This window comes from Streptomyces sp. NBC_01264 (genome assembly GCF_026340675.1).
Taxonomy (GTDB): Bacteria; Actinomycetota; Actinomycetes; order Streptomycetales; family Streptomycetaceae; genus Streptomyces.
This window is the reverse complement of sequence record NZ_JAPEOX010000001.1, coordinates 570,625-595,131: the sequence shown is the minus strand read 5'-3', so window position 1 is coordinate 595,131 and position 24,507 is coordinate 570,625. Positions and strand designations below refer to the sequence as shown.

At 72.1% G+C, this 24,507-nt stretch carries 24 protein-coding genes; 5 read left to right on the top strand and 19 right to left on the bottom strand.

Going from position 1 to position 24,507, the window contains the following annotated elements:
- Positions 1 to 122: 122 nt before the first annotated feature.
- The 9 genes from OG435_RS02710 to OG435_RS02670 form a co-directional block, all read right to left on the bottom strand.
- A complete protein-coding gene (locus OG435_RS02710; protein WP_266875084.1) occupies positions 123 to 1,415 on the bottom strand; it encodes a cytochrome P450 in 1,293 nt (430 codons plus the stop codon).
- Complete coding sequence (locus tag OG435_RS02705) at positions 1,412 to 1,987, bottom strand: carboxymuconolactone decarboxylase family protein (RefSeq protein WP_266875083.1); 576 nt, start codon at positions 1,985 to 1,987, stop codon at positions 1,412 to 1,414. Before OG435_RS02705 ends, OG435_RS02710 begins: the two co-directional genes overlap by 4 nt.
- 5 nt (positions 1,988 to 1,992) lie before the next feature.
- The gene (locus tag OG435_RS02700; RefSeq protein WP_266875082.1) at positions 1,993 to 2,988 is read right to left on the bottom strand and encodes a 3-oxoacyl-ACP synthase III family protein; all 996 of its coding nucleotides are present in this window, start codon (positions 2,986 to 2,988) and stop codon (positions 1,993 to 1,995) included.
- A gap of 41 nt (positions 2,989 to 3,029) precedes the next feature.
- Positions 3,030 to 4,286 carry a beta-ketoacyl-[acyl-carrier-protein] synthase family protein gene (locus tag OG435_RS02695; protein ID WP_266875081.1) on the bottom strand — a complete coding sequence of 419 codons (1,257 nt, stop codon included), beginning with the start codon at positions 4,284 to 4,286 and terminating at the stop codon, positions 3,030 to 3,032.
- On the bottom strand, positions 4,283 to 4,531 hold the full coding sequence (locus OG435_RS02690) for a phosphopantetheine-binding protein (RefSeq protein ID WP_266875080.1): 249 nt from the start codon (positions 4,529 to 4,531) through the stop codon (positions 4,283 to 4,285). The genes OG435_RS02695 and OG435_RS02690 overlap by 4 nt, the downstream gene beginning before the upstream one ends.
- Before the next feature lie 131 nt (positions 4,532 to 4,662).
- On the bottom strand, positions 4,663 to 5,712 hold the full coding sequence (locus tag OG435_RS02685) for a beta-ketoacyl-ACP synthase 3 (protein ID WP_266875079.1): 1,050 nt from the start codon (positions 5,710 to 5,712) through the stop codon (positions 4,663 to 4,665).
- A gap of 357 nt (positions 5,713 to 6,069) precedes the next feature.
- Complete coding sequence (locus tag OG435_RS02680; protein WP_266875078.1) at positions 6,070 to 6,393, bottom strand: putative quinol monooxygenase; 324 nt, start codon at positions 6,391 to 6,393, stop codon at positions 6,070 to 6,072.
- Between the two features lie 45 nt (positions 6,394 to 6,438).
- Positions 6,439 to 7,512: a hypothetical protein gene (locus tag OG435_RS02675; RefSeq protein WP_266875077.1), complete on the bottom strand. Its 1,074-nt coding sequence runs from the start codon at positions 7,510 to 7,512 to the stop codon at positions 6,439 to 6,441.
- A 250-nt stretch (positions 7,513 to 7,762) separates the two neighbouring features.
- Entirely contained in the window at positions 7,763 to 8,491 is a 729-nt protein-coding gene (locus tag OG435_RS02670; RefSeq protein WP_266875076.1) for a TetR-like C-terminal domain-containing protein, read from the bottom strand.
- A gap of 156 nt (positions 8,492 to 8,647) precedes the next feature.
- On the opposite strand from OG435_RS02670, the gene OG435_RS02665 reads away from it, so the two are divergent.
- Complete coding sequence (locus OG435_RS02665) at positions 8,648 to 10,108, top strand: purine-cytosine permease family protein (RefSeq protein ID WP_266875075.1); 1,461 nt, start codon at positions 8,648 to 8,650, stop codon at positions 10,106 to 10,108.
- Between the two features lie 36 nt (positions 10,109 to 10,144).
- On the opposite strand, the gene OG435_RS02660 is transcribed toward OG435_RS02665, so the two are convergent.
- From OG435_RS02660 to OG435_RS02645, 4 genes are all read right to left on the bottom strand, one after another.
- Entirely contained in the window at positions 10,145 to 11,587 is a 1,443-nt protein-coding gene (locus OG435_RS02660; RefSeq protein WP_266875074.1) for a GH1 family beta-glucosidase, read from the bottom strand.
- Positions 11,588 to 11,645: 58 nt separating this feature from the next.
- Positions 11,646 to 12,581, bottom strand: a complete 936-nt coding sequence (locus OG435_RS02655) for a carbohydrate ABC transporter permease (protein ID WP_266875073.1) — start codon at positions 12,579 to 12,581, stop codon at positions 11,646 to 11,648.
- A gap of 4 nt (positions 12,582 to 12,585) precedes the next feature.
- Positions 12,586 to 13,548 (bottom strand): carbohydrate ABC transporter permease, encoded by a 963-nt coding sequence (locus OG435_RS02650; protein WP_266875072.1) that lies wholly within the window; start codon positions 13,546 to 13,548, stop codon positions 12,586 to 12,588.
- Between the two features lie 144 nt (positions 13,549 to 13,692).
- On the bottom strand, positions 13,693 to 15,057 hold the full coding sequence (locus OG435_RS02645) for an ABC transporter substrate-binding protein (protein ID WP_266875071.1): 1,365 nt from the start codon (positions 15,055 to 15,057) through the stop codon (positions 13,693 to 13,695).
- A 446-nt stretch (positions 15,058 to 15,503) separates the two neighbouring features.
- Here OG435_RS02645 and OG435_RS02640 point away from each other — a divergent pair, with 446 nt between their 5' ends.
- Positions 15,504 to 16,556, top strand: a complete 1,053-nt coding sequence (locus tag OG435_RS02640; protein ID WP_266875070.1) for a LacI family DNA-binding transcriptional regulator — start codon at positions 15,504 to 15,506, stop codon at positions 16,554 to 16,556.
- 54 nt (positions 16,557 to 16,610) lie between these two features.
- On the opposite strand, the gene OG435_RS02635 is transcribed toward OG435_RS02640, so the two are convergent.
- From OG435_RS02635 to OG435_RS50335, 3 genes are all read right to left on the bottom strand, one after another.
- Positions 16,611 to 16,892 (bottom strand): hypothetical protein, encoded by a 282-nt coding sequence (locus tag OG435_RS02635; protein WP_266875069.1) that lies wholly within the window; start codon positions 16,890 to 16,892, stop codon positions 16,611 to 16,613.
- A 180-nt stretch (positions 16,893 to 17,072) separates the two neighbouring features.
- Positions 17,073 to 18,848: a glycoside hydrolase family 6 protein gene (locus OG435_RS02630; RefSeq protein ID WP_266875068.1), complete on the bottom strand. Its 1,776-nt coding sequence runs from the start codon at positions 18,846 to 18,848 to the stop codon at positions 17,073 to 17,075.
- Positions 18,849 to 18,934: 86 nt separating this feature from the next.
- The gene (locus tag OG435_RS50335) at positions 18,935 to 19,351 is read right to left on the bottom strand and encodes a hypothetical protein (protein ID WP_353962770.1); all 417 of its coding nucleotides are present in this window, start codon (positions 19,349 to 19,351) and stop codon (positions 18,935 to 18,937) included.
- On the opposite strand from OG435_RS50335, the gene OG435_RS02620 reads away from it, so the two are divergent.
- The gene (locus OG435_RS02620) at positions 19,245 to 19,475 is read left to right on the top strand and encodes a hypothetical protein (RefSeq protein WP_266875066.1); all 231 of its coding nucleotides are present in this window, start codon (positions 19,245 to 19,247) and stop codon (positions 19,473 to 19,475) included. The genes OG435_RS50335 and OG435_RS02620 overlap by 107 nt on opposite strands.
- Positions 19,476 to 19,930: 455 nt before the next feature.
- Here OG435_RS02620 and OG435_RS02615 read toward each other — a convergent pair whose 3' ends face one another.
- Complete coding sequence (locus OG435_RS02615; protein WP_266875065.1) at positions 19,931 to 20,839, bottom strand: LysR family transcriptional regulator; 909 nt, start codon at positions 20,837 to 20,839, stop codon at positions 19,931 to 19,933.
- Positions 20,840 to 20,958: 119 nt separating this feature from the next.
- Here OG435_RS02615 and OG435_RS02610 point away from each other — a divergent pair, with 119 nt between their 5' ends.
- Entirely contained in the window at positions 20,959 to 21,711 is a 753-nt protein-coding gene (locus OG435_RS02610; protein ID WP_266875064.1) for an SDR family NAD(P)-dependent oxidoreductase, read from the top strand.
- 53 nt (positions 21,712 to 21,764) lie between these two features.
- On the opposite strand, the gene OG435_RS02605 is transcribed toward OG435_RS02610, so the two are convergent.
- The gene (locus OG435_RS02605; RefSeq protein WP_266875063.1) at positions 21,765 to 22,415 is read right to left on the bottom strand and encodes a helix-turn-helix transcriptional regulator; all 651 of its coding nucleotides are present in this window, start codon (positions 22,413 to 22,415) and stop codon (positions 21,765 to 21,767) included.
- 128 nt (positions 22,416 to 22,543) lie between these two features.
- Between OG435_RS02605 and OG435_RS02600 the strand changes: the two genes are divergently transcribed.
- The gene (locus OG435_RS02600) at positions 22,544 to 23,068 is read left to right on the top strand and encodes a GNAT family N-acetyltransferase (protein WP_266875062.1); all 525 of its coding nucleotides are present in this window, start codon (positions 22,544 to 22,546) and stop codon (positions 23,066 to 23,068) included.
- 12 nt (positions 23,069 to 23,080) lie between these two features.
- On the opposite strand, the gene OG435_RS02595 is transcribed toward OG435_RS02600, so the two are convergent.
- Positions 23,081 to 24,472: a helix-turn-helix transcriptional regulator gene (locus OG435_RS02595; RefSeq protein ID WP_266875061.1), complete on the bottom strand. Its 1,392-nt coding sequence runs from the start codon at positions 24,470 to 24,472 to the stop codon at positions 23,081 to 23,083.
- Between the last annotated feature and the right edge of the window lie 35 nt (positions 24,473 to 24,507).

Below are 24,507 nucleotides of genomic sequence, written 5' to 3'. Positions count from 1 at the left end.
GTTCCCCCGCGTTCGTGTGCATGCAATTGCGTGTTGCGTGTGGGGTATCACGCCGGGCGGGCCCGTTCGGTTCTCTGCGGACGCGGGAATAGTCAACTCGCACACGAACCAGTCCGCGAAGGTCACCAGATGACGGGAAGCTCCCTCAAGCCGTAGACGATGGTGTCCCGTTGGAACACGAGCCGGTCCTCGGGTACGGCCAGGCACAGGCCCGGGAGCTTGCGCAGGACGGCCTCCAGCATGATCTGGAGCTCGACCCGCGCCAGGGTGTGGCCCAGGCACTGGTGCGGACCGTGACCGAAGGCCACGTGCCGGCGGGCCGCGTCCCGGGTCACGTCCAGCTCGGCGGGGCAGGCCGCGGCGCCCTCCGCCGTGGTGGCCGGGGGGCCGAAGAGCTCCGGTTGCCGGTTGGCGGTGGACAGCATGCAGATCACCCCGTCCCCGGCGCGGATCGGCGCTCCGCCGACCGTGACGTCCTCGGTGGCGGCGCGGCCGAGGCCGAGGTGGATGATCGTGAGGTAGCGCAGCAGTTCCTCCACCGCCCCGGGGATCAGGGCCGGTTCGGCCCGCAGCCGGGCGGCCTGCTCGGGGTGGCGCAGCAGGGCCAGGACACTGAGCGCCGCCATGTTGGTGGTGCTCTCGTGGCCGGTGATCAGGAGCATGAAGCCGAGCGAGGCCGTTTCCCGAGGGGTCAGGTCGGGCCGTACGGCGAGCCGGCTGAGGATGTCGTCCCCGGGATCCCGCCGCTTCCGCTCGGCCAGCCCGGCCAGATAGCCCATCAGCTCGCGGTGGGCCCCGGAGGCCCGGCCGGGGTCGGTGGTGTTGTCGAGCAGGGTCCGGCTGAGCGACTGGAACAGCGCGTGGTCCTCGTACGGGACCCCGAGCATCAGGCAGATGACCAGGGACGGGACGGGCAGCGCGAAGTCCGCGACGAGGTCGGCGCTGCGCCGGCCGTCGGCGGTCATGGCCTCGACGGCCGCCTCGACCACCTCCTCGACGGCCGGGCGTAGTTCCTGGACCCGGCGGGTCAGGAAGTCCTTGGCGACCATCCGGCGCAGCCGGGCGTGCTCCGGGTCGTCCATCCGGATGAAACTGGGCTGAGCGGTGGCCAGTTGACGCTGGCCGGGGGAGAGGAAGGGGAATCCGGGGGTGCGTGCGTCGGCGCTGAAACGGGCGTCGGCGAGCACCGCCCGCACCTCCTGGTGGCCCGTCACGAGCCAGCAGGGGGCGCCGTCGGGGAGCTCGGCGCGGCTGACGGCCGCCCCCGCAGCGGCCTGCGTGTAGCCGGGCGGCGGGTCGTAGGGGCAGGAGCCGTAGGGGGCGGGCAGGGGGAGCGGGGCCGCGGCCGGGCTCCCGGAGGTGGTGGTGGCGGCCGCGGTCGGCGTGGTGGTGACGGTCATGGTGGCGGATCTCATCCGGAGGGGGGTCGGCCGCCGTCGGGCGGGGTGTGGAGGGCGCCGAGCGTGGCGCACATGGTGGCGCACTGCCCGGCGAGGATCAGCAGTTCGATCAGCTGGTCGGGGCGCAGTCCGCCCGCGAGCCGGTCCCACAGCGGCTGCGCCAGCGGCTCACCGGCCGCGAGCGCGTCGGATGCCTCCAGCAGGGCCAGATCGGCCTCGGACCAAGGGTGTTCGGCAAGAGGCGCGGTCATCGCCGCCACCTCCCGGGAGTCCAGCCCGGCGTCCGCGGCGACCGCGCGGTGCCGGTCGAACACGAAGGACCCGCCGCGGCGGTGCGCGGTGCGCAGTACGACCAGCTCCCGCTGACGGCTGGACAAGGTCCCCTCATGGGTCAGGACCCGGGCGAGGGAGAGCCAGGCGTGGGCGAGACCGGGATGGTGGGCGAGGGTGCCGAAGAGGTTCACCCGGCCCGGCCCGTCCTTGGCGGATCCGGCCAGCAGCCCGCGCAGCGCGGGAGTCCACCGCTCGGGCGGCAACGGGGTGATGCGTACGGGAGGTTCGGGAGGTCCGGGAGGTTCGGTGGTCATCGGGCTCACCACCGGCAGACGACGACGCCGGCGCTCGCGCCGCTCGCGAACCCGAACATGCCCACCAGGTCGCCCGGGTGGAGCCGGTCCGAGTTCAGAGCGGTGGCGAGCTGCAGAGGGATGGTGTTGGTCGCGACGTTGCCGTGCGCCGGGAAGGTGGACAGGATCCGCGAGGGGTCCACGCCCACCCAGCCGCAGGCCACCCGGGTGAAGGGCACGGACGGCTGGTGCACGCAGACGAGGTCGAAGTCCTCGACGTTCACACCGAGTTCGCGCACCGCGCCGCGCACTTTGGCCGGCATCCCGTCGAAGGAGGCCACGAGCCGGGCCGAGTCGATCTCCAGGCGGCCCATCGTGCGGTGGTTCGCGTACGGATTGGGCAGCGTCGCCGCCTGCCAGCCCCAGGAGTTGGCGAAGAACCGGCTCCCGAGGATCCCGGGCCGGGTGCTCGCGCAGACCAGCACCGCCGAGCCCATGTCGCCGGTGCTCAGGCTCGGCAGGGCGCCCAGCAGCTCGTCCGGGTCGGTGACGCTCCAGCGGCTCTCGCGGGTGCTGACCTCGGCGCTGGTGATCAGCACCCGCCGGTACTGTCCGGTCCGGATGAAGGCGTCGGCCACCTCCAGCGCGTTCAGTACGCCGTTGCAGGCGTTCTTCAAGTCGAACACCGGGCAGTCCAGGCCGAGTTTGGCCGCCACCACATGGGCGGTGGCCGGTTCCTCCATATCGGCGAGGATGCCGGCGTACAGCAGCAGGTCCACCGTCCGGACCGGGGTGCTGCTCTCCTCCAGCAGACTGCGGGCTGCGTGCACCGCCAGGTCGGAGGGCTGCTCCTCGGGCGGGGCCACCGTGCGCTGGGCCAGCCCGTACATGTGCTGGAGCACACCCCGGGACATCGGGATGCCCGGGCTGCCCGCCCGGAAGCGGTCCTCGACCGCGGAGACGCTCTGGCGTCCCTCCGGTACGTGGACGGTGGCGTGGACGACGGCACTGTGAACGGCCAAGGGTACGGAGCTCTTCTTCTGCTGGTGGGGGACGGCCGCGGTCAGGGCGCGGTGAGGAGGAGCACCACGTTGTGCCCGCCGAAGCCGAAGGAGTGACTGACGGCGGCGGTGACCCGCTGCTCGCGCGCGGTGCCGGTCACGCAGTCGATGTCATAGGGCGAGCCGGAGCCGCAACCGGAGCCGCCCGCCGTGAGATTGGCGATCGGCGGCACCCGGGAGTCCCGGATGGCGAGCGCGGTGAGCGCGGCATCCACGGCGCCGGCGGCGCCGAGGGTGTGGCCGAGCACCCCCTTGGGGGCGGTCACGCTGGGGCCGTGCGGCAGGACGCGTGCGATGAGCTCGGCCTCGGTGCGGTCGTTGAGGGGGGTGGAGGTGCCGTGGGCGTTGACGTGGTCGACGTCGGCCGGGGACAGCCCGGCCTCGGCGAGCGCTGCCCGCAGGGCCGCCTCGGCGTACTCCCCGCCGGGCGACGGCGCCGTCGGATGGTGTGCGTCCGAGGTGAGGCCGGCCCCGGCGAGGTGCGCGTATCCGCGCCGTCCGCGGGCCGCCGCGTCCGCCGGCCGCTCCAGTACGAGCACTGCGGCTCCCTCGGCGATGACGAAGCCGTCCCGGTCCGCCGCGAACGGCCTGGAGGCCAGCGCCGGCTGGTCCACCCGCCCGGACAGGGCGCCCATCCGGGCGAACCCGGTGGTGACCACCGGGGTCACGGCGGCCTCCGAGCCGCCGGCGATCGCGATGTCGCAGGCCCCGGAGAGCAGCAGGTCCCGGGCGACGGCCAGGGCGGTAGCTCCGGAGGAACAGGCCGTCTCGGTGGCCAGGGAGGGGCCGTGGGCACCGAGGTCGGCCGACACCTCGCCGGCGGCCATGTTCGGGATGAGCATCGGGATGAGGGAGGGGGAGACCAGGTCGGGTCCGCCCTGGTGGTGGCGCAGGGTCTGGGTTTCCAGATGGGCGGCGCCGGCCAGTCCCGAGCCGATCACCACGGCCACCCGCGCCCCGTCCCAGGAGGCGGGGTCGAGTCCCGCGTCGGCCACGGCCTCGCGGGCCGCCAGGACCGCGAGCTGCGTGAAGCGGCCCATCCGCCAGGCCTTGCGGCCGCCGATGCGCCCCTGGTCGGGGGCGAAGGCGGGGATCCGGCAGGAGATGTCGACCGGGCAGTCCTTCAGCTCGGGATCGGTCTGCGCGGTGGAGCGGCCCCGGAGCACGCCGGCCCAGCTGTCCTCGCGGCCGAACCCGGCCGGAGTGATCAGCCCCAGGCCGGTGACGGCGACGGCGCTGCGTCGCGGGGAGCCCGTCACAGGGCGTCCTGTCCGGTCCGCTTGGAGTGGAGCACGGCCACGAGCTCGGCGATGGTGGTGCGCTTGGCGGCCTCGTGCTCCTCGACCTTCACGCCGAGCTCCTCCTGGAGGGCGAGGGCCAGTTCGGCGAGGGCGAGCGAGTCGAGGTCCAGGCTTTCCAGGGTGGCGTCGGGCAGGACGCTCTCGGGGGAGACCTCGAACTTCTCGGTGAGCACGGTGGTGAGGACGGTCTGGACCGGGGGCATGGCGATGTGTCCTTCCGGGACGGGTGGTGATCGCGAGCGGGCAGCGAGAAGCGGCCCCGCTCCGGTGTGGGTGGCGAACGCGGTGGGGGTGCCGGGGCCGTGGGGAGAGCCCGGTGGTGCGGGGAGGGACCTCAGGGCGCCGGTTCGATGCCGGGCACCGCACGCTCCAGCCGTGGCCAGAGCACGGCGGCCGACCCCCAGGTGAGCCCGGCGCCGAAGGTGGTGAGCAGCACCCTTTCCCCGGCGTGCAGTTCGCCGCGCGAGGCGGCGTCGGCCAGGGCGAGCGGGATGGACGCGGCGCCGGTGTTGCCGACCCGCTCGATGTTGGTCACCCGGCGCGGACCGGGGACGGGCAGGCGCTCCCCGACGGCCTTCACGATGCGGGCGTTGGCCTGATGGGCGCAGAACCGGTCCACGTCCTCGGGCGACCAGCCCGCGTGCTTCAGTACGGTCTGCGAGGACTGGGTCATCCGGGTCACCGCGTGCTGGAAGACCTCGCGCCCCCGCATGCGGAAGTGCCGGTCGCCGGGGCCGTGGGCCTCCGGGGCGGAGCGCTCCCGGGCCCCGCCGCCGCGCACCTCGATCAGTTCGTCGCCCGAGCCGTCGCTACCGAGGTCGAAGGCCAGGATGCTCCCCGGTTCGCCGGCGCGGCCCCGGCGGAGCACGACGGCGCCCGCGCCGTCGCCGAAGACGATGCCGGCCGAGCGGTCCTCGGGGTCCAGGAGGGTCGAGTACAGGTCGGCCGCCACGAGCAGCACCCGGTCGGCGCAGCCGGAGAGCAGGGCGCCGGCGGCGGTGGCCAGCCCGTACAGGAAGCCGCTGCAGGCTGCGTTCACGTCCCAGGCCGCCGCGCCACCCAGGCCCAGACGGGTGGCCAGCTGCGGGGCCATGGCCGGCATGGGCCGGTCCGGGGTGGAGGTGGCCACGAGCACGGTGTCCACCGGAGCGCCGCCCGCCACGGCCAGGGCGCGGCGCCCGGCTTCCAGGGCGAGCTCGCCGGTGGACACGCCGGGATCGGCCCGGCGCCGCTCGCGGATTCCGGTGCGGCGGTGCACCCAGGCGTCGTCGACGCCCCATGCCGTGGGGAGCCCGGCGTTGGCGACCACCCGGGGCGGAACGTAACCGGCGATCCCCTCCAGCACCGCCGCGGGAGCGGCGGGGCGGGTGGCCGGGGGCGTCAACTGGTCTTCTGAGCAAGGCAGGAGGGAAGTCACGCACGTCTCTCAGGAGGGATCTCGGGGGAGCGGCACGACTGTAGGGCGGGTCAAGATCAAGGCGGGTGCGGAGTCGAAGGGGAACGGATGTGCTGGACATCTGGTTCGGCGTCATCGCCGCAGCTCAGGAGCATGACGGGAGAAACGTTACGGCCGATGGGCCATCGGGATGTCGCCCCAAAGGGTGAACGGGGTACGGCTGTCCAGGCGTCTTGCTGACGCCAGGGTGCCGCCACTCCCGGATCCATCAACCGGCTGCACGGTCCGGGGGCAACGGTGGGGAAGGGGTGCCCCTGTTGAACGTGTTGCACGCGCACCCGGCCGTCAGTCGACCTGGAGCTCGCCCATCCGGCTCCAGCCGGTCGCGCCCTCGATGGTGGTGCTGACGATCTCCGGTGTCCGGGTGACCAGCGGGCGCATGGTCTCCAGGGCCTTGCGGAAGTGCGCGGACGTGACGTGCGCTTCCGCGGCATCGTCCTGGAACGCCTCGACCAGGACATAGGTGTCCGGCTCCTCCAGGCTCCGGGACCACTCGAACCACAGGTTGCCGGACTCGGCCCGGGTGGCCCGCGTGAACTCCGCGACCAGCTCGGGCCACTGCTCGACGTACTCGGACTTGACGGGGAATTTGACCACAATGAAGATCATTCGAGCATTGTAGGCGCGAGCCCGCCCACCCGGCCCGCGGTCTCCTCAGCTCTGCTCGGGGTCCGCCGCGTTTCCCGTCCCGGGCACGGTCCCGGGCCCGACCTCCGGCCTGTTCTCCGGCTCCGTCGCCGATGTCTCCGACGGCGCGGGGAAGGCGGTGGCGATGAGCGCCGCCGCGAGGTTCTCCTTGCGCATCCGCTGGTCGACGTAGATCAGGGCGATGACCAATTGCGGGAAGCTGTACTGGAACAGCGCGCTGACGAACCCGCCGAGCATCGTGGTCGCGGCGTAGATCGCGAACCCGAAGACCAGGGCGCTGGGCTCCGGAGCGGGATCACCCGCCCCCGGCAGGGTCGGGAAGAGTCCGAACACGCCGACGAAGCTGAACGGCATCTGGATGGCGTACCCCACGGCCATCGCCACGACGTAACCGAGCAGCGAAATGCCGAACACCCTCCACCAGCCGTCGCGGACCAGGCGCGAAGAGCGCCGCAGGGCCGCGACGGGGCCGAGTCCCTCGCACACCGCCGCGGCGGGAGCGAGGCTGAACCGGGTCATGAGCCAGACCGTGAAGGGGGCGAACAGGAACGTGCCCAGCAGGAGCAGGAAGAAGGCGGCCGGCGGGCCGGAGCCGTCCAGGTCCGCGGACACGATGATCAGCGGGACGCAGATGGCGTAGAGCAGGATCGCCGGCCCGCCCGCGGCCAGCGCGGTGAGCAGTACGGTGCCGAGCACCGCCGGCAGCCGTGACCAGCTGCGGCGCCACAGCGAGCCGAAGGTCACGGTGCGGCCGAGCACCGCCTCCTGGATCAACGCGGGGCACAGCGCGCTGAACATCGCGGCGCCCACGATCGTCGTGACGAGCAGGACCACGCCCGCCGGGATGAAGGACAAGAAGAGGGCGGCCACGTCCGACCCTTCGGGGCTTTCCCCCGGGCCGAGATCGAAGAGGGCCGAGAAGCGGTCGTAGGTGGCCCAGAAGGTGATGGCGAAGGCGGCGGCCACGAGCAGGATCCCGATCCCCTGTACGGCGGCCATGACGCCGATCAGGGGCTTCCAGTACCGCCGGAAGGTCCCGAAGGCCCCGCTCAGCACCGCGCCCGTATCGAGCGGGCGCAAGGGTATGACCCCCGGCTGAGGTGCGGGGGGTGGCATCCAGCCACCTCCCCACTGCGGCGGTACGGGATGGCTCGGGTGGTGACCCCACCCAGTGTGGTGCGACATCGGTGTTCCCCCTCGGATGAAGGGACACGGTAACCCGCCCGTGAAAGCCCTGGCCAAGGCCCCCTGCCCGAGCCCCTGCCCGAGCCCCCGTCAAGCTCCTCCGCGGGTCGCTCCGTCGGAGCCCCCCGTCACGTCCTTCCGGTCCTCAGCGGGCGTCCCCGTCCAGGGGGACCACGAGCCCGATGCTTTCGGCCGCCACGGCGACGGCGTAGTCGAAGAACGCGGCCTCGTCGCGGACGCTGTCGTGGGTGCGGCTGAAGACCTGGAACACCAGGAGCCCGATCAGGCTGCTCCACAGCACGATCCCGCGCTCGATGACGTCCGAGAACGGCTCCGGGGGCAAGCCGCCGAAGGCCTCCACGGCGGCCGGCAGCAGCAGCGGCGGCCCGGGCACCGTCCGCCGGGGCGGGGTCAGTTCGCCGCCCTCCAGCGCCGCGCCCACGATGCGGGCGAGGACGCCGGGCGTGCGCGAGGCGGGCAGGACGGTGTCCTGCGGGGCGTGGTAACCGGGTACGGGCGATCCGTAGATCAGCGTGAACTCGGCGGGGTGGCCGAAGGACCACCGGCGCAGCGCGCGCGTGACCGCGAGCAGCCGTACACCCGCAGGTGCGCCGACGCCGACGGCTTCCTCGTGGGCCCGCTCCATGGCGGCGCCGGACGCGTCGTAGGCATCGATGACCAGGGCGGTCAGCAGATCGTCCCGGTGCGGGAAGAGGGCCCGCACCTCGGCGGCGGTACGGCCGCAGTCCTGCGCGACCGAGTCCAGGGACAGCCCTCCACCGCCCAGCTTCTCCAGGTGCACCCGCGCGGTGTCCTTGATCAGCTCTGCCGGGATCGCGTCGCCGGATGTCGAATTCGTTGCGTATGCGTCCATACCGAAACCGTACCCGGAGGCGACAACTGCCCTCCGTGCGGCCTCCGTAGGGCGCCCGCGGTCCGAGTGCGTCCGAGTGCGCCGATGTCGTCGCACGCCGCCCCTCGCCGGGTGCGTGAAGATCGCAGGTGGGTACGACCGCAGACGGAGGGCTCCATGGCATCCAGGGATCCGGGCACCGGAACCGGTACGGACAAGGGCACGGGCACGGGAACGGGCACGGATACGGACCGGCCCGGCCGGATCGAGGCCCACGGCATCGACCACGTCCCCGACCGGGAACGCCACGGCCGGGCCCGTGAGCTCTTCCCCGTCTGGGCCGCGGCGAACGTCAACTACCTGAGCATGGTGGTCGGCGGCGCCCTGATCCTCATGGGCCTGAGCCTGGGTCAGGCCGTCGCGGTCATCGTGCTGGGCAGCCTGTTCTGGGCGCCGATCGGCCTGCTGGCCGCCTCGGGACCGGCCTCGGGCACCCCGAGCGAGGTGATCGCTCGGGCGATGTACGGAGTCCGCGGCAACCGGGTGAACATCGCGGTCAACGGCTGGCTGCTCTGCATCTGCTACATCGCCCTCAACCTGGCCGCCGCCGCGTTCGCCGCCTTCGTCCTCGTGGAGAAGGCGGGCATCGACACGAACAGCGGTGTCAAGGTCGCCGTCGTCGTGGTCATCGCCGCCCTCACCCTGGCCATCGGCGTCTACGGGCACGCCACCATGGTGAAGCTCTACCCCCCGATCGCGCTCGCCCTCACGGTCACCTTCGCCGTCGTCGCCGGTTACGTGTGCACCCGCGCCGACCTCGGCCACCAGCCCGCGCGACCGCTGACGGGAGTCGCCCTCTGGGCCACCCTCGCGGCCGGCCTCACCCTCATCGCCTCGGGCCCGCTCTCGTACACCAACAGCGCGGACTTCTCCCGCTACCTGCCGCGCGATGCCTCCCCGTGGGCCGTCGCGGGCTGGACCGCGCTCGGCGGGTTCCTGCCCGGAGTCCTCCTCACCTCACTGGGCGCCCTCGCCGCGACCGTCCTGGACATGACCGAACCGCAGGCCGGACTGGAGGGCATCCTGCCCGCCTGGTTCTCACCCGTGTTCCTGTTGGCGATCGTGCTCGGCACGATCGCCAACAACGCCATGACCGCCTACAGCTCGGGCCTCGCCCTCCAGGCCGCCGGCGTCCACGTCCGGCGCTCCCTGGGGGTCCTCGTCGACGGAGCGCTCGGGGTCGCGGTGACCCTGTACGCGCTCCTCGTCTCCAACTTCCTCGACACGGTCGGCAACCTCCTCCAGCTGACCGTCGTCGTGCTCGGACCCAGCACGGCCGTCTACGCGACCGACATCCTGCTGCGGGGCTGCCGCTACGACGGTCCCGCGCTCACCGACGAGAGCCCGGGCAGCCCCTTCTGGTACACCGGGGGCGTCAACCTGGCGGGCGCCCTGGCCCTGACGGCGGGCATCGCGGCATCCGCCCTCTGCGTGGACACCCTGTACACGGGCCCCGTCGCCCGGGCCCTGGGCGGCGTGGACCTCTCGCTGCCCGTCGGCATCGTGGTGTCGGCCTCCCTCTACGGGCTCCTGATGCACCGCTCCTTACGAGGCCGGTCCATCGCGCCGCCCGCCTGACCGGGGTACTCCGGCGCCGGACGGTCCACGTTCCCCCTACGACTCCGACGGGGCGCGCAGCTCCCCGGTCCGTGCCACGCGGGCGTACCAGCGCGCACTCGATTTGGGTGTGCGCTCCAGGGTCTCGTAGTCGACGTGGATCGCCCCGAACCGCTTCGCGTACCCGTACGACCACTCGAAGTTGTCGAGCAGCGACCAGAGGAAGTAGCCGCGCACGTCCACCCCGTCGGCGATCGCCCGGTGCACGGCGTCGAGGTGGGCGTGGATGTAGGCGGCGCGCAGCGGATCGTGCACCGTGCCGTCCGGCCCGACCTCGTCCTCGTACGCCGCTCCGTTCTCGCTGACCACGAGCGGCAGCCCGGGATACCGGGCGGCGGTCCGGGTCAGCAGCTCGTACAGGGCGCTCGCGTCGACCGGCCAGCCCATCGCCGTACGTTCCCCCGGAGCCCGGTGGAAGGCCACGCCCTCCGCGCCCGGCCACGGCGAGTGCTCGCTGTTGCCGTGCCCGTCGTCCTGCGGCACGCTCTCCCCCCGCGCCGCCCGCGAGACGACCGTCGGGGTGTAGTAGTTCACGGCGAGCAGGTCCAGGGGCTGGTGCACCGTGGCGGTGTCACCGTCGCGGACGAAGGACCAGTCGGTCAGGCCCGCGGTGTCGGCGAGCAGGTCCTCGGGATAGGCGCCCTCCAGCATCGGGCCCAGCCAGATCCGGTTGCCGACGGCGTCGATGCGCCGGGCCGCCTCCCGGTCACCGGCCGAGGGCGTCAGGGGACGCACCTCATGGAGGTTGAGGGAGACCGCGACCTGAGCGTCCCGGGGCAACGCCGCCCGCAGGGCCTGGACGGCGCGGCCGTGACCGAGATTGAGGTGGTGGGCGGCACGCAGGGCGGCGACCGGGTCGGTCCGGCCCGGGGCGTGCACACCGGAGGCGTAGCCGAGGAACGCGCTGCACCAGGGCTCGTTGAGGGTGATCCAGTGCTTCACCCGGTCCCCGAGTGCGTCGGCCACCAGGCCCGCGTACTCGGCGAAGCGCTCGGCCGTCGCGCGCTCCGGCCAGCCCCCCGCGTCCTCCAGCTCCTGGGGGAGGTCCCAGTGGTAGAGGGTCAGGGCGGGGGTGACACCGGCGGCGAGCAGCTCGTCGACGAGCCGGCGGTAGAAGTCCAGGCCCTTCTGGACCGCCGGGCCCCGTCCGGTCGGCTGGACGCGCGACCAGGAGACGGAGAACCGGTAGGCGCCCAGGCCGAGTTCGGACATCAGCCGGACGTCTTCGGGGAAGCGGTGGTAGTGGTCCACCGCCACGTCACCGGTATGGCCTTCGAAGACCTTGCCGGGGGTGTGCGAGAAGGTGTCCCAGATGGACGGGGTCCGGCCGCCTTCACGGGCGGCGCCCTCGATCTGGTACGCGGCGGTGGCCGTGCCCCAGAGGAAGCCGGACGGGAAAGAGCGGACGGCGGTGAGCGGCCGGGTCTCGGACGCGGTCATAGGAGAGCGCTCCCAACGCAGGTCTCGATGATGGTGCCGGATGAGGTGGTGCGGCCGGTCAGTTCTTGACGGCGCCGGCCGTGATCCCGCCCACGATGTGCTTGCCGAGCACGGCGAAGACCAGGAGCAGCGGCAGCGTGGAGATGAGCGCGCCGGTCAGCACGACGGCCTGGTCGACCGTGTGGGCTCCCGCCCCGAGACCGGCCAGGGCGACCTGGAGGGTCGGATTCCCGTCCGGGGTCAGCGCGATGAACGGCCAGAAGAAGTCGTTCCAGGCCTGGACGAAGACGAGCATCCCGAGGACCGCCATCGCGGGCCGGGCCACGGGGAACACCACGTGCCAGATGATGCGCAGGCTGTGCGCGCCGTCCATCCGGGCCGCCTCCACCAGCTCCACCGGCAGTGCCTCGATGAGGTACTGGCGCATGAAGAACACGCCGAAGGCGGCGACCAGCGAGGGCAGGACGACCGACTGGAGCTGATCGACCCAGCCGAGACCGGTGATGATCTGATAGAGCGGGATCACGCTGAGCTGCGGCGGGATCGTCATGGTCGCCACCACCAGTGCCAGCAGGGCGCCCCGGCCCTTGAAGGGCAGCTTGGCGAAGGCGAAGCCGGCCAGGGTGGAGAACAGGACGGTGGACAGGGACACGAGCCCGGCCACGACGGTCGTGTTGACCAGTGCCTCGCCCATGTCCACCTGGTTCCAGGCGAAGGCGAGGTTGTCGAAGAGCCGGGGGCCGGGCAGCAGCGGGGCCGGAGCCTCGACCACGCGCTCGCCCCTGTGGGAGGCGGCCACGAGGTTCCAGTACAGCGGGAAGAGGGAGACGAGGGCCGCCAGGCCGAGGAGGACGTACGTCAGCGGTCCCGCGTGGTGCTGACGGCCGGCCGACTGGCGCAGCAGCCCGCGGCGGGGCGCCGGGGCGGCGGCCGTGGCCGTCCGTACGGGCGTGGGCGTAGGGGTGGGTGTGGGCGTGTCGAGCGTGCGCGCCATGAGCTCAGCTCCCCGACTTCTTGCGCTTGTGGTGCGAGCGGGTGATCAGCGTGTGGACGCCGCCGATGAGCAGCAGGAGCAGGAGCATGACCCAGGCGATGGCGGAGGCCTGGCCCAGCGCGCCGGTCACCCACCCCTTCTCGTACATGAGCAGGCTGAGCGTCTGGAACTGGTTCCCGCTGCCCCCGCTGATGCCGACGCTGCCGCCGAAGAGCATGGGCTCGCCGAAGAGCTGGGTGGAACCGTTGGTGGAGACGATGACGGTGAACAGGATCGTCGGACGGATGGAGGGGATGGTGACGCTGAGGAACTGGCGCAGGCGCGAGGCCCCGTCCAGCGCGGCGGCCTCGTACAGGTCCTGCGGTACGGCCTGCATCGCCGCCAGGTAGATGAGTGCGTTGTAGCCCGTCCAGCGCCAGGTCACGATCGTGGAAATCGCGATCTGAGCGGGCCACTTGGAGGACTCCCAGGCGACCGGCTCGAAGCCGGCCCAGCCCAGGACCGTGTTGATCAGCCCGTAGTCGGTGTTGAAGAGCTGGGCGAAGACGAGCGTCGCCGCCGCGATCGAGGTGGCGTACGGGGCGAGGACCGCGACGCGGAAGAAGCCCCGGCCGCGAAGCCGGTAGTTGAGCAGGTGCGCGAGGCCGAGGGCCATCAGCAGCTGGGGAACGGTGGAGATCACGCCGATGGTGAAGGTGTTCGCGAGCGCGTTCCAGAAGAACTCGCTGGTCGCCAGGGCACCGTAGTTCTCCAGCCCCTTCCACTGCGCGCTGCCGCCGAGTTCGACCCGGTGGAGGGAGAGCCAGCCCGTGTAGACGAGGGGGAAGAGGCCGAAGGCCGCGAAGGTGAGGAAGAAGGGGGCGACGAAGACGTAGGGGACGGCCTTCAGGTCCAGGCGGTGGAGCGTGCTGCGCAGGCCGGCGGGCGGCGGGGAGCCGCCGCGCGTCGCCCGTACGGAGGTGGCCACGGGGGCGTCCTTCCGGGTCGGTGCGTACGGGTGGTGCGTACGGGGAGATGCGTACGGGTGGTGGGTACGGCTCGGTGTCCACGGGGATGCGGACGGGGTCGGGGCCCGCCGCCCGCAGGCGGCGACGGGCCGCGGGCGGGCCCGCTACTGATCGATCTTGTCGTCGACCAGCTTCTTGACGTTGTCCCAGGCCTTCGCCGGGTCGGTGCCGCGCTGCTCGACGTCGAGGATGCCGTTGTCGGTGAGGAAGGTCTTCACCTGGCCGTCCCAGCGGCTGATCGGGGCGGGCGTGATGCCGGCAGCGGCCTCCGAGTAGATCTTGCCGACCGGGGTGTCACCGAAGTACGGCAGCTTGGCGTCCTGGACGGCCGCCGAGGTGAGCGTGTCCTTGGTGGAAGGGATGTTGCCGTTCACGCCGAAGACCTTGGCGTGCTGCGCCGGCGCGGTGAGCCAGGCGGCGAGCTCGGCGGCCTCCTTGGCGTGCTTGCCCGACTTCGGCACGGCCAGGAACGAGCCGCCCCAGTTGCCGGCCACGGGCGGCGCGGCGATGTCCCACTTCCCCTGGTTCTCCGGGCCCGCCTGGTCCTTGATGATGCCCGTCATCCAGCTGGGGCAGGCGACGGTGGCGAACTTCGCGTTCTTGAAGGCCGCGTTCCAGGTGCCCTTCTCGTCGAACTGCCGCAGCTTGCCCGTCAGTTCGCCCTTCGCCGCCGCCACGGCGGTGTCCCACGCCTTCTTCACGCCCGGGCTGTTCTCGTAGTCCAGCTCGCCCTTGGTGTCGGCGTACTGCACCGGCTGGCTGGAGATCACCGCGTTGAACAGGCCGCTGGCGGAGTCGTGGAAGGCGGTCCCGGCCGGGGCGTTCTCCTTGTACGTCTCGCCCGTCTCGATGAACTTCGCCCAGTCGCCCGCCCAGAGCTTGCCGACCTCGGCGCGGTCCGTCGGGAGCTTGGCCTGGGCGAAGAGGTCCTTGTTGTAGCAGATGGCCATCGGGCCGATGTCCGTGCCGAGGCCGATGACCTTGCCGTCGCCCGTGGTGGCCTGCTTGACCTTCCAGTCGAGGAACGCGCCGAGGTCCGCGCCGCCCGTCTTGCCGAGGTCGGTCCACTTGTCCGCCATGGCGGGACCGGTGGCCTCCGCGATGTAGCCCACCTCCAGGGCCTGGATGTCCGCGAGACCGCTGTCGCGGGAAAGGCGCAGCTTGAGGGTGTCCCAGTACTTCTGCCCGTCGGCGACGTTCGACTCCTCGATCTTGATGTTCGGGTGCGCCTTCGTGTACTCGGCGTAGAGCTTGGCCCCGGTCGCGTCGTCGTAGCCGAAGGATCCGAAGGTCCCGATCCGCAGCGTGATCTGTTCGCCGCCCGCCGCGCCGGCGCCCTTGCCGTCGTCGTCACCGTCGCTGCCGCAGCCGGTGAGCAAGGCCGTACCGGTCGCCACGACGGCGATCGCGGCGACCGCGTTGACCGCGATGCGGTGTCCGCGACCGTGTCTGCTGCTGGAAGTGCGCATTCCACTCTCCTCGTCCAAGGTGGTGCTCGTTGTGCGCCAGGAGGTCCGGCGGGCTGTTCGCGGCTCGGCGAGGGCCCTGCCAGGACCTGATGTGGAGCTCGTTCTCGCATCCGGGGATGGGAGCGCTCCCACGTCGTTGCCGGAAGGTTCCTGCTTGCTGGGTGCGGGTGTCAAGAGATGAACGCGAATTGGTGACATGAGGGCGTTCGGTGCGTCCCTTCCCCCGCTTTCCGGTGCCGCCTCGTCGGGTTCTGAAGGTGGCCATGGCATCGGGGCGGGATCATGAGTAGTGTGGGAGCGCTCCCATGTGATCCTTGCGTGCGCCGGAGCGGCGTAACGTGTTCCGCGCGAGATGGGGGCGGGATCCGCTTCCTACCTGATCAGCCGCGCCCGGCCGGCACGCACCGGCCCGGAGCGCGACAGCGCACGAGGGGAGTTCGAGCACCGTGAGCGGACGGCAGAACGGCAGGCCCACCCTGGAAGAAGTCGCGGCCCTGGCCGGTGTCGGCCGGGGCACGGTCTCCCGGGTGATCAACGGCTCGCCGCGGGTGAGCGAGCAGGCCAGGGAAGCGGTCGCCCGCGCCGTGGCCGAGCTGGGGTACGTACCCAATCAGGCGGCCAGGGCCCTGGCCGGGAGTCGGACTGACGCGGTCGCGCTCGTCATCCCGGAGACCGAGGCCAGGCTGTTCTCGGAGCCGTACTTCCTCGACCTGATCCGCGGGGTCAGCGCCGAACTTGCCGAAGCGGACAAGCAGTTGCTGCTCACTCTGGTACGGACCGAGGCCGAGCGCCGGCGGTTCGAGGACTACCTGGCCGCCCAGCGGGTCGACGGGGTCCTGCTGGCGTCCGTCCACGGCGACGACCCGCTGCCGGACCGGATCGCGCAGCTGGGACTGCCGGTCGTCATGAACGGGCGGCGCTCGGAGGCCGAGCCCGTCGCCTACGTGGACTCCGACAACATCGGCGCGGGACGGGCGGCCGTCGCCCACCTGGTGGGGCGGGGCCGGAGCAGGATCGCCACCATCAGCGGGCCGCTGGACATGTACGTGGCCCGCGCCCGTCTGGGCGGCTACCGTGCGGGGCTCGCCGAGGCCGGGATCCGGCCCGACGAGTCCCTGGTGGCGACCGCGGACTTCACCGAGGAGGGCGGCCGGCTGGCGATGCGCGAGCTCCTGGAGCGCGCCCCCGCCCTGGACGCCGTCTTCGCCGCCTCCGACGTGATGGCGGCCGGTGCGCGCGGGGTGCTGCGCGAGGCGGGCCGGCGCATCCCCGAGGACGTGGCCCTCGTGGGGGTCGACGACTCCGCGGTGGCCCGCCTGATGGATCCGCCCCTGACGAGCGTGCGCCAGCCGATCGAGGAGATGGGCCGCACGATGACCCGGCTGCTGCTCCGGAGGATCGGGGAGGGATCCGCGGCCGGTTCCGCGCCGGACGCGGGGAGGGGCGAGGAGTCGCGCAGGGTCCTGCCGACGGAACTGATCGTGCGGGACTCCTCCTGAGCCCGTCCCGCCTTCCGGGCTCCCCTTCTTCCGGCCTGCGAACGGGAGCACCCCCTACGCGGGGCAGTCCTCGGTCGCCTTGACCACACCGAGGCTGACCTTGTCGGTCATGGCCTCGCCCGCGGCCGGGGTCTGGGTGCACACCTTCCACTGCGCGGGCCACTGCACGGGACGCTGGGATCCGCTGAGGTCCGTCATCTCGACGGTCGTCCCGGCGTCGACGGACTGCAGGGCGGTCGCGGCGGACTGGTTCAGGAAGTCGGGCATCGGCGTGGAAGCGGCCTGTGCCTGGGCGGCCAGGCTCAGGGCGGACGCCACCAGCACGGCAGTGGTCATGATCTTCTTCATTGCCGGACAACGACCGTTTCCGGGTGCCGGTCACGAGCCCTGTGAGGAGTTCGCCCACCTGGGCGCAGGCTCCCGTGAGCGGGCCGCGGCCGGAGCCGTACGGAGCCCTCTGGTTCCCGTACGGCTCCGGCGGCCCCTCAGCGGGGTGGGCGGCTCACCTGGGGTGGGTCACAGTGCCGGGTGGGCGTTCTTCATGAGCTCCTGGAACTGCGCCGAGAACCACTGGCCCGACAGCGGCGCGTTCGGGAGGGACCCCGACATGCTGTTGCCGTTGCGCGCGTTGCCCGTGTACGTCGGGTCGCACATGCGGTCGAAGCCCTTGCCCTCGTCGTTCGGGATCTCCTTGCTCGCCCCGTCCGACTCGCCTGGCGGCTTGATCCACACATAGGCGTCGATGCCCGCCGCCGGGGCGGCCTGCGGCCGCTCGCCGAGGCCGGCGCCCGACTGGTTGCACCAGTTGCCGAGGTGGACGCGCCGGTCGTAGCGGCCGCCGTTGACGTAGGTGTCCACGCTGGTCGGCGCACCGGGTCCGGTCGGTCGCGCCGTGCCGCCCCAGCCGTTGCGGGAGGTGTCGATCAGCATGCCGAGGTTCGCGTCGAAGCCCAGGGACACCAGCTTGGTCCGCATGGCCTGGGCGTACGAGAGCTCGTCCGTGTACCGGTTCCAGTCGACCCACTTCGACTGGCGTACGGAGGTGCCGTTGACGGAGTCCTCGATCTTGAAGTGATCCTCCTTCAGTGCGCTGTAGTTGGCCGTGTTCACGATGAAGCCGTGGACCTTGGCGAGCGTGGAGCCCTCGGCGGTCGCCGCCTGCTTGAACATGTCCGCGGAGGCGCCGAAGTTGTCGTCCCAGCCGAGCCAGCCGTGGTGGCCCGCGTCCACGTAGTTGTAGACGTTGGCGATCGAACCCAGCTTGTTCAGCGCGTAACCGACCCCCTTGACGTAGTTGCCGTTGGCCTTCATCACGTCGCAGTTGGCCGTGGCCGTCGGGCGCCCGGTGACGTTGGTGACCAGGTTCGGCAGCGAGTCGATCTCGACGGTGGTGACGATCCGCAGCCCCGCGTACTTGCTGTCGGCGAGGATGGCGGCGATCGGGTCGATGTACTGCGTCTTGTACTTGTCGATCTCCGTCGGGCCCAGCTCGCCGTTGGAGGCGAGCGCGGCGCAGTCCCGGCCGGGCAGGTTGTAGATCACCAGCTGGACGACGAGCTCGCCGCCGCCCTTCTGGGCCAGCGCCGCGTCCAGGTGGGCGCGCAGACCCATCGAGCCGCTCGTACCCGCGATGGCGGCGGTGCGGTCCAGCCAGACACCGGTGGGCTGGTTCGACACCTTGGTGCCGCCCGGCTCGGCGGCGGCCTTGGCGGACCACTCGGGGTTCACGTACACCTTGGCGCCGGCGTACGGGTTGTCGGCCTTGCCGCCCGACGGTGGCGGGGTGGTGGGCGGTGTCGTCGGGGGAGTGGTCGGGGGCTGGGTCGGGTCGGTCGCGCCGTTGCAGGTGACGCCGTTGAGCTTGAAGGTCGCGGGCACGGAGTTCGTCCCGCCGTGCGCGCCGTTGAAGCCGAAGGAGGTCGAACCGTCCGTGGCCAGGCTCCCGTTGTAGGAGAGACTCTTGGCGGTCACGGCCGCCCCGGACTGGGTGATCGTGGCGTTCCAGCCCTGGGTGACCTGCTGATCGTTCGCGTAGGACCACTCCAGGGTCCAGGAGGTCACCGGGTCACCGGTGTTGGTGAGGATCACGTGGGCGCCGAACCCGGTGTTCCACTGGTTGGTGATCTGGTACTCGACCTTGCAGCCCGCGGTGGCCGCGCCTGCGGAGGTGCCGAACACGGTGGCCGTCGCGCCGGCGGCGGTGACGAGGCCGATGGCCGCCAACAGGGCGGTGCGCCTGGTGGTACGGGAGGTGGTGCGGGGAGTCGTGGCGAGTGCTGGTGTGCGGCTCATTTCGTGGAATGCCTTTCAGTTCAGGGCGCGCAGACGGTCGCGCAGCCCGGTGCCGAATGCGGTGGGGGTGCCGTCGTGGGAAGCGATCAGGGCCGGCCCGGAGTTGCGGACGTGGTCGGCGAACGCGTGCGAGGTCCAGAGCGCGGGGGCTTACCGGGCGTCCGGCATCGGCTTCCGGCAGGAGGCGTGCGCGTCGGCGCACCCCGTGGAGTTGCCGGTGTACTGGCCGTACGTCCAGTGCGGTTCGACGACCGGGGGCATGCCGTGCGCGCGCACCCGGTCGGCCAGTCCCTTGACGGTGTCGGTGTGGTTCGCGCCCCGGAGACCGGGTCGGTGGGTGTGGGGGTGTGTGTCGGATCGGGCCCCGGCCCGGAGTCCGACGTGCAGGCGGCTCCGTTGAGCGTGAACGCGTCGGGCGCCGTACTGACGCTCGACCACGAGGCGATGAAGCCCGTGGTCACGCTCGCACCTGCGCCGAGCGTGGCGTTCCGGCTCTCGTTCACGGCGGTGACGGCCGGCCCCGTCCGGGATCACTTCGTTTCCCATCCCCGACCGGCGGTCCGGCCGGACGGGAAGCCGAAGCGGAGGTTCCAGCCGTTCAGCGCGGAGGCGTTGTCGGTGACGTGACCGAACCCTGGAAGCCGCCGGCCCCTTGGCCGACGACCGAGTGGGTCATCGTGCGGGCGGGTGAGGCCGCGGCTCCCTGCGGCCGTACCCGTGACGGCGAGCGAACAGCTCACCATCGCGAGCGCTGCCGTTGTGAGCAGCGCGGACGTGCGTGGGGGGTGTCGCATGAGCGAGTCCTCGCAGCGAGGGCGCGCTGGTGACGGCGCGCCGACCGATGGATTCGCTCCCACTGGTTGGGGCCAGACCGTAGCGCCAACTCACGTCAAGGAAAAGAGGAGTTGAGGAATTTCCCCTGAGAATGGCTTCGACTCTTCGCGGACCTTGACGGCGTTGAGTCCCGTCTGCACAGTGGGAGCGCTCCCACTGGTTCAGGGCTTGTGCCCGCCCTCCCCGTACGCCCTCGTTCCCGAGCCGAAAGGAGAACCATGACCGTGCCGGTCCGGCGCCGTGATCCCTCAGTCCACGCGGGGAGTTCCGAGGTGGGCGATGAGTTCCTCGACGAACGCCTCCACGTGAGGCGGACGCGGGCCGGTCCGTGTCGCACAGAACCAGGTCCGGGTCAGCGGCGTCGCGCCGATGCGGACCAGGGCGAGACCGTGCGAAGCGACGTACGGGGCGGCGACCCAGTTCGGCAGCACCGTCACACCCTGGCCGCCCGCCACCATCTCGACCACCAGATCGGTCACCACCGGCATGGTGGTGATGCGGGCGGGACGGGCGCCGGTGGGGATCGGCAGGGGCATCGACGGGATGCGCTTCTGATCGTAGAAGTCGTAGAGGACCAGGTCCGCGCCGTCGAAGTCGCGTGCGGTCAGGTGTGCGCGGGACGCCCACCGGTGCCCGGCGGGCACCACCGCCATCATCTCGTCGTCGAACAGCCTGGTCAGGGAGACCCGGTCCATCTGCAGGTCCGGCTTCGTGACCAGCGCCACGTCGACCAGATCGGCGAGCAGCGCCGGGATCGGCGCATCGTCGGCGACGGTCTCGATCCGGACCTCGGTGTCCGGCTCGCGCACGCGGAAGGCGCGCAGGACCGGCGGCAGCCACGGGAAGGTGGTGCTGCACTGTGCGGTGAACCGCACGCGCCGGTCCCGCCCGTCGCGGAGTTCCCGCAGGTCCCGTGAGGCCGAAGCGAGTTCGCCGAGGACGTGGCGGGCGGCCACCAGGAGCCGGCGGCCGGCGGCGTTGGGGATCAGGCGTCGGCCCTTGCGCTCGAAGAGCTGCATGCCCAGACGGGCCTCCAGCCGGGTGAGCCGCTGGCTCAGTGCCGGCTGGCTGACGTAGAGCCGCTCGGCGGCGGCGGTCAGGGAGCCCGCTTCCGCGGTGGCGTCCAGGAGTTCCAGGTCACGCAGGTCCACATCCATAACGGGGGATTATCACATGCTTCAATTTCCATCGTGGTGTTATGGATTGAGGGCCCATAGCTTTCCGGTGTCGGCCGCGGGGACCTCCCGGGCCGCCACCCACGAAAGGCACGAGCCACATGACGGACACCCAGATCCACGCGACCACGGCCATCGTCACCGGATCCTCCAGCGGCATGGGCCTCGACATCGCCCGCGCCTTCCTGGCGGCCGGCGCGAACGTCGTACTCAACGGCAGGGACGCCGACCGCCTCGCCAAGGCCGCCGCCGGCCTCGGTCACCCCGGGCGCACCGCGTGCGTCGCGGGCACCACCGCCGACCGGGAGACCGGTGAAGCGCTCGTCCGCGCGGCACTCGATCGGTTCGGGCGGATCGACGTCCTCGTCAACAACGCCGGCACCTTCGAGCCGAAGCCGTTCACCGAGGTGACGGAGGACGAGCTCGACGGCTATCTGACGGGGAACCTCAAGGGCACCTACCTCACCACGCAGGCGGTCGTACGGGCCCTGCGCGCCCAGGGGCGGGGCGGCAGCATCGTCAACATCGGCACCGTGCTCGTGGACCACGCGCTGGCCGGCTTCCCGGCCACCGCGCCCGTGGTCAGCAAGGCCGGTGTGCACGCGTTGACGACGAGCCTCGCGGCCGAGCTCGCCGCCGACGGGATCAGCGTCAACCTGGTCGCGCCGGGCATCATCCGCACTCCTCTGCACGGGGCTTCCGACGTGGACGCCTTCGGCGGTCTCGCCCTCCAGGACCGGGTCGGCGAGGTCGCCGAGATCTCCGACGCCGTGCTCTACCTCGCGGGCGCCGGGTTCGTGACCGGCCACGCCCTGCGGGTGGACGGCGGCCACGTCACCGGCCGCCGCATCTGACGCCGCCGCAAGCGGGACCGGGACCGCGACCGCGACCGGCTCCCGGCACCGGCTCAGGTGCTGCGCAGGTCCGCCGCGCACAGGTCCGGGCCGATGAAGGGAAGCAGCCGCACTGTGGCCCCGTCGGCCTCCAGCAGGCCGTCCAGGACGCCTTGATGGACGGCGCACACGACCTCGGGCCGGGTCCGGGCCAGTTCCCGGTACGGGCACGCGTGCAGCAGGACCCGTCGGGTGTCGGGGTCGGGCCCCGGTGCGTCCTGCGGTGCGAAGCCCATCCGGGCGGCGGCGGCGAACACCCGCTCCGTCGCGGGTCCGCTCCCGGTCAGCCGGCGCCCCCAGCCGAGGCCGGCCTCGCGGCAGGCGCCCGGGCCACCCCCGACCGCGTCGGCCAGGGCCTGGGCGAGTTCCCGGAAGGGGGCGTCGGCCGGTTCTTCCTGGGGGTCGGGCCGGGTGGCGGCGTACCGCAGTCTCGGACGGCCCCGGCCAGGCCCGGCCGAGGCGGTGGCCGCGACCAGGCCCGCCTCGGCCAGGGTGGCCAGGTGGTGCCGGACGGTGGCGACCGAAAGCCCCGTGGCAGCGGCCAAGTCATCCACGCCCAGCAGGCCGTCCGCCTCCCGCAGCAGGGTCATCAGACGCTGACGTGACGGTACGGCCAGGGCGTGGTGGACACGCTGGGCATCCACACCACGGGGCATTTCGGTCATGACCCCAATATAATCGATACCCATTGACTAAAAGGGGGACCAGGTTGACCAAAGGGGGGATCAGGTTGGCCAAAAGGGGGACCAGGGCACGTCCCGGGGCGGTTTCCGCGGACCGTTATCGTCCGTTCATGCCCGAGCTGATCACCCCCACCCCCCGTCTGTACGCCTCCTGGCTCGCCGCGCAGGAGGAATGGGGGCCCGACGCCCACATGGACGGCGCCGGGCTCGGCTCCGACGACGACGTGGACACCCTCGAGGGCTTCACCGCCTGGACGGAGCGGCTGTGGAGCTACGGGGACCGCGCGGTGCCGCTCCTGGGCGGACGCGTCCACGCCACGTACTGGTGGATCGCCGAAGGGGACGAGTACCTGGGTGCGATCGACCTGCGGCACTACCTGAACGGGTTCCTGCTCGACGCGGGAGGCCACATCGGCTACAGCGTGCGCCCCTCGGCCCGCCGCCGCGGCCTGGCCACCTGGGCCCTGGGCGAGGTCGTGTACGAGGCCCGGCTGCTGGGGATCGACCGGGTCCTGCTCACCTGCGACCCCGGGAACCAGGCCTCGATCCGCACGATCGAGGGCAACGGCGGCATCCTGGAGGACGTCCGCGAGACGCTCATCGGCCCCAAGCGGCGCTACTGGATCGACCTGTAGTCCGTTGGCCCCTCACCGCGACGACGCCTGTCCCGGTGAGGGATGCCGCGGTGAGGGATGCCGCGGGTGGGGCGGGAGCGACGGAGCCCTGGGTGCCGGGCCCAGGGTGGTGGTGCCCGGGGCCGCCCGGTGGCCCAGGCCCGTGCGGTAGGCGTCCAGGGCCGCTTCGGTGCGGCCGGCCCGGCGCAGCAGGTCGCCCAGGAGCCGGCACAGGTCCGCGAGGTCACCCGTCGCCCCGCTGCGCTCCAGCAGCGCCAGGGCCTGCACGTAGTGCTCCTCGGCGGCATCGGGCTCGCCCCGCTCCTCCGCCATCAGGCCGAGGAGCCGGTGCGCGCCGCCCGCGTGGACGGCGCCGTGGCTGTCTCCGAGCGCCAGCAGGGCCGAGAGGAGCCCGGCGGCTTCCTCGTACCGGCCGAGCCGGCGCAGTACGTCGGCCAGCTCGACCTCGACCTGCGCGGTGTACAGGGCCGCCCGCCCGGCCGAGAGCATCTCCCGGGCCGTGCGCAGTTCCCGCTCGGCGGAGGCGAGGTCCCCGTTCTGGGCCTGTACGTAGCCGCGCATCCAGTGGCAGTGCGCCAGGTCGGTCCGCAGCTGTAGCTGCCCGTAGATCGCCTGGGCCTTGGCCAGGGAGGCGTCGGCATCGGCCACCCGCCCCTCCGTCAGGAAGGTCCGCGCGACCTGCCGGTGCATCCCCGCCACCAGGGCCGGATCGGTGACCTGGGGGGCCAGTGACAGGGCGAGTTCGGCGGCGTGGGCGGCCCGGGCGTGGGCGCCCATGTCGATGTACGGCCCGATGACCGCGGCGTAGAGCAGTACCAGTGCCTCGGGATCGGCCAGTCCGCTCGCCCCCAGCTCGTCGATGGTCGATTCGAGCAGGTAGCAGGCGTAGCGCAGCTCCCCGGACAGCAGGTGCGCCACGGCGCGGCCCCGGATCGGGCGGGCGCGGCGGGGGAGCGGTTCGTCGGCCAGGAGGCGTTCGGCCGACTCGAAGTGGCTGATGGCGGCGGGGAGTTCGCCCGTCTCCAGGGCGCAGTCGCCGAGTCCGAGCAGCGCCCCGACCCGCTCGTCGGTGAGCCCGAGGTCCTCCGCTTCGGTGAGCAGCCGCCGGTAGTGGACGGCGGCCTCGACGGCCGCGCCGGAGGCCAGGAGCTGCTGGGTGTCGGTGAGGGCCAGGCGCAGTTCGGTGGCCAGAGCGGCGGGGCGTCCGGTGGCCAGTTCCTCGTAGGTGGTGCCGAGCCGTCCGGCCAGGAAGCGCAGCGCGGCCTCGGAGGGGCGCACCTTGCCCGACTCCAGCGTGGAGACATAGGCGGGGGTGTACGAGGGCTCCGCCAACTTGCGCTGTGTCAGGCCGAGTTCGGTGCGCATGCGCTGAACCCTGCGGCCGATCTCGGCCGGTTCGTCCATGGGATCCCCCTGGTTGCTCGAACTGCCCAGTATTC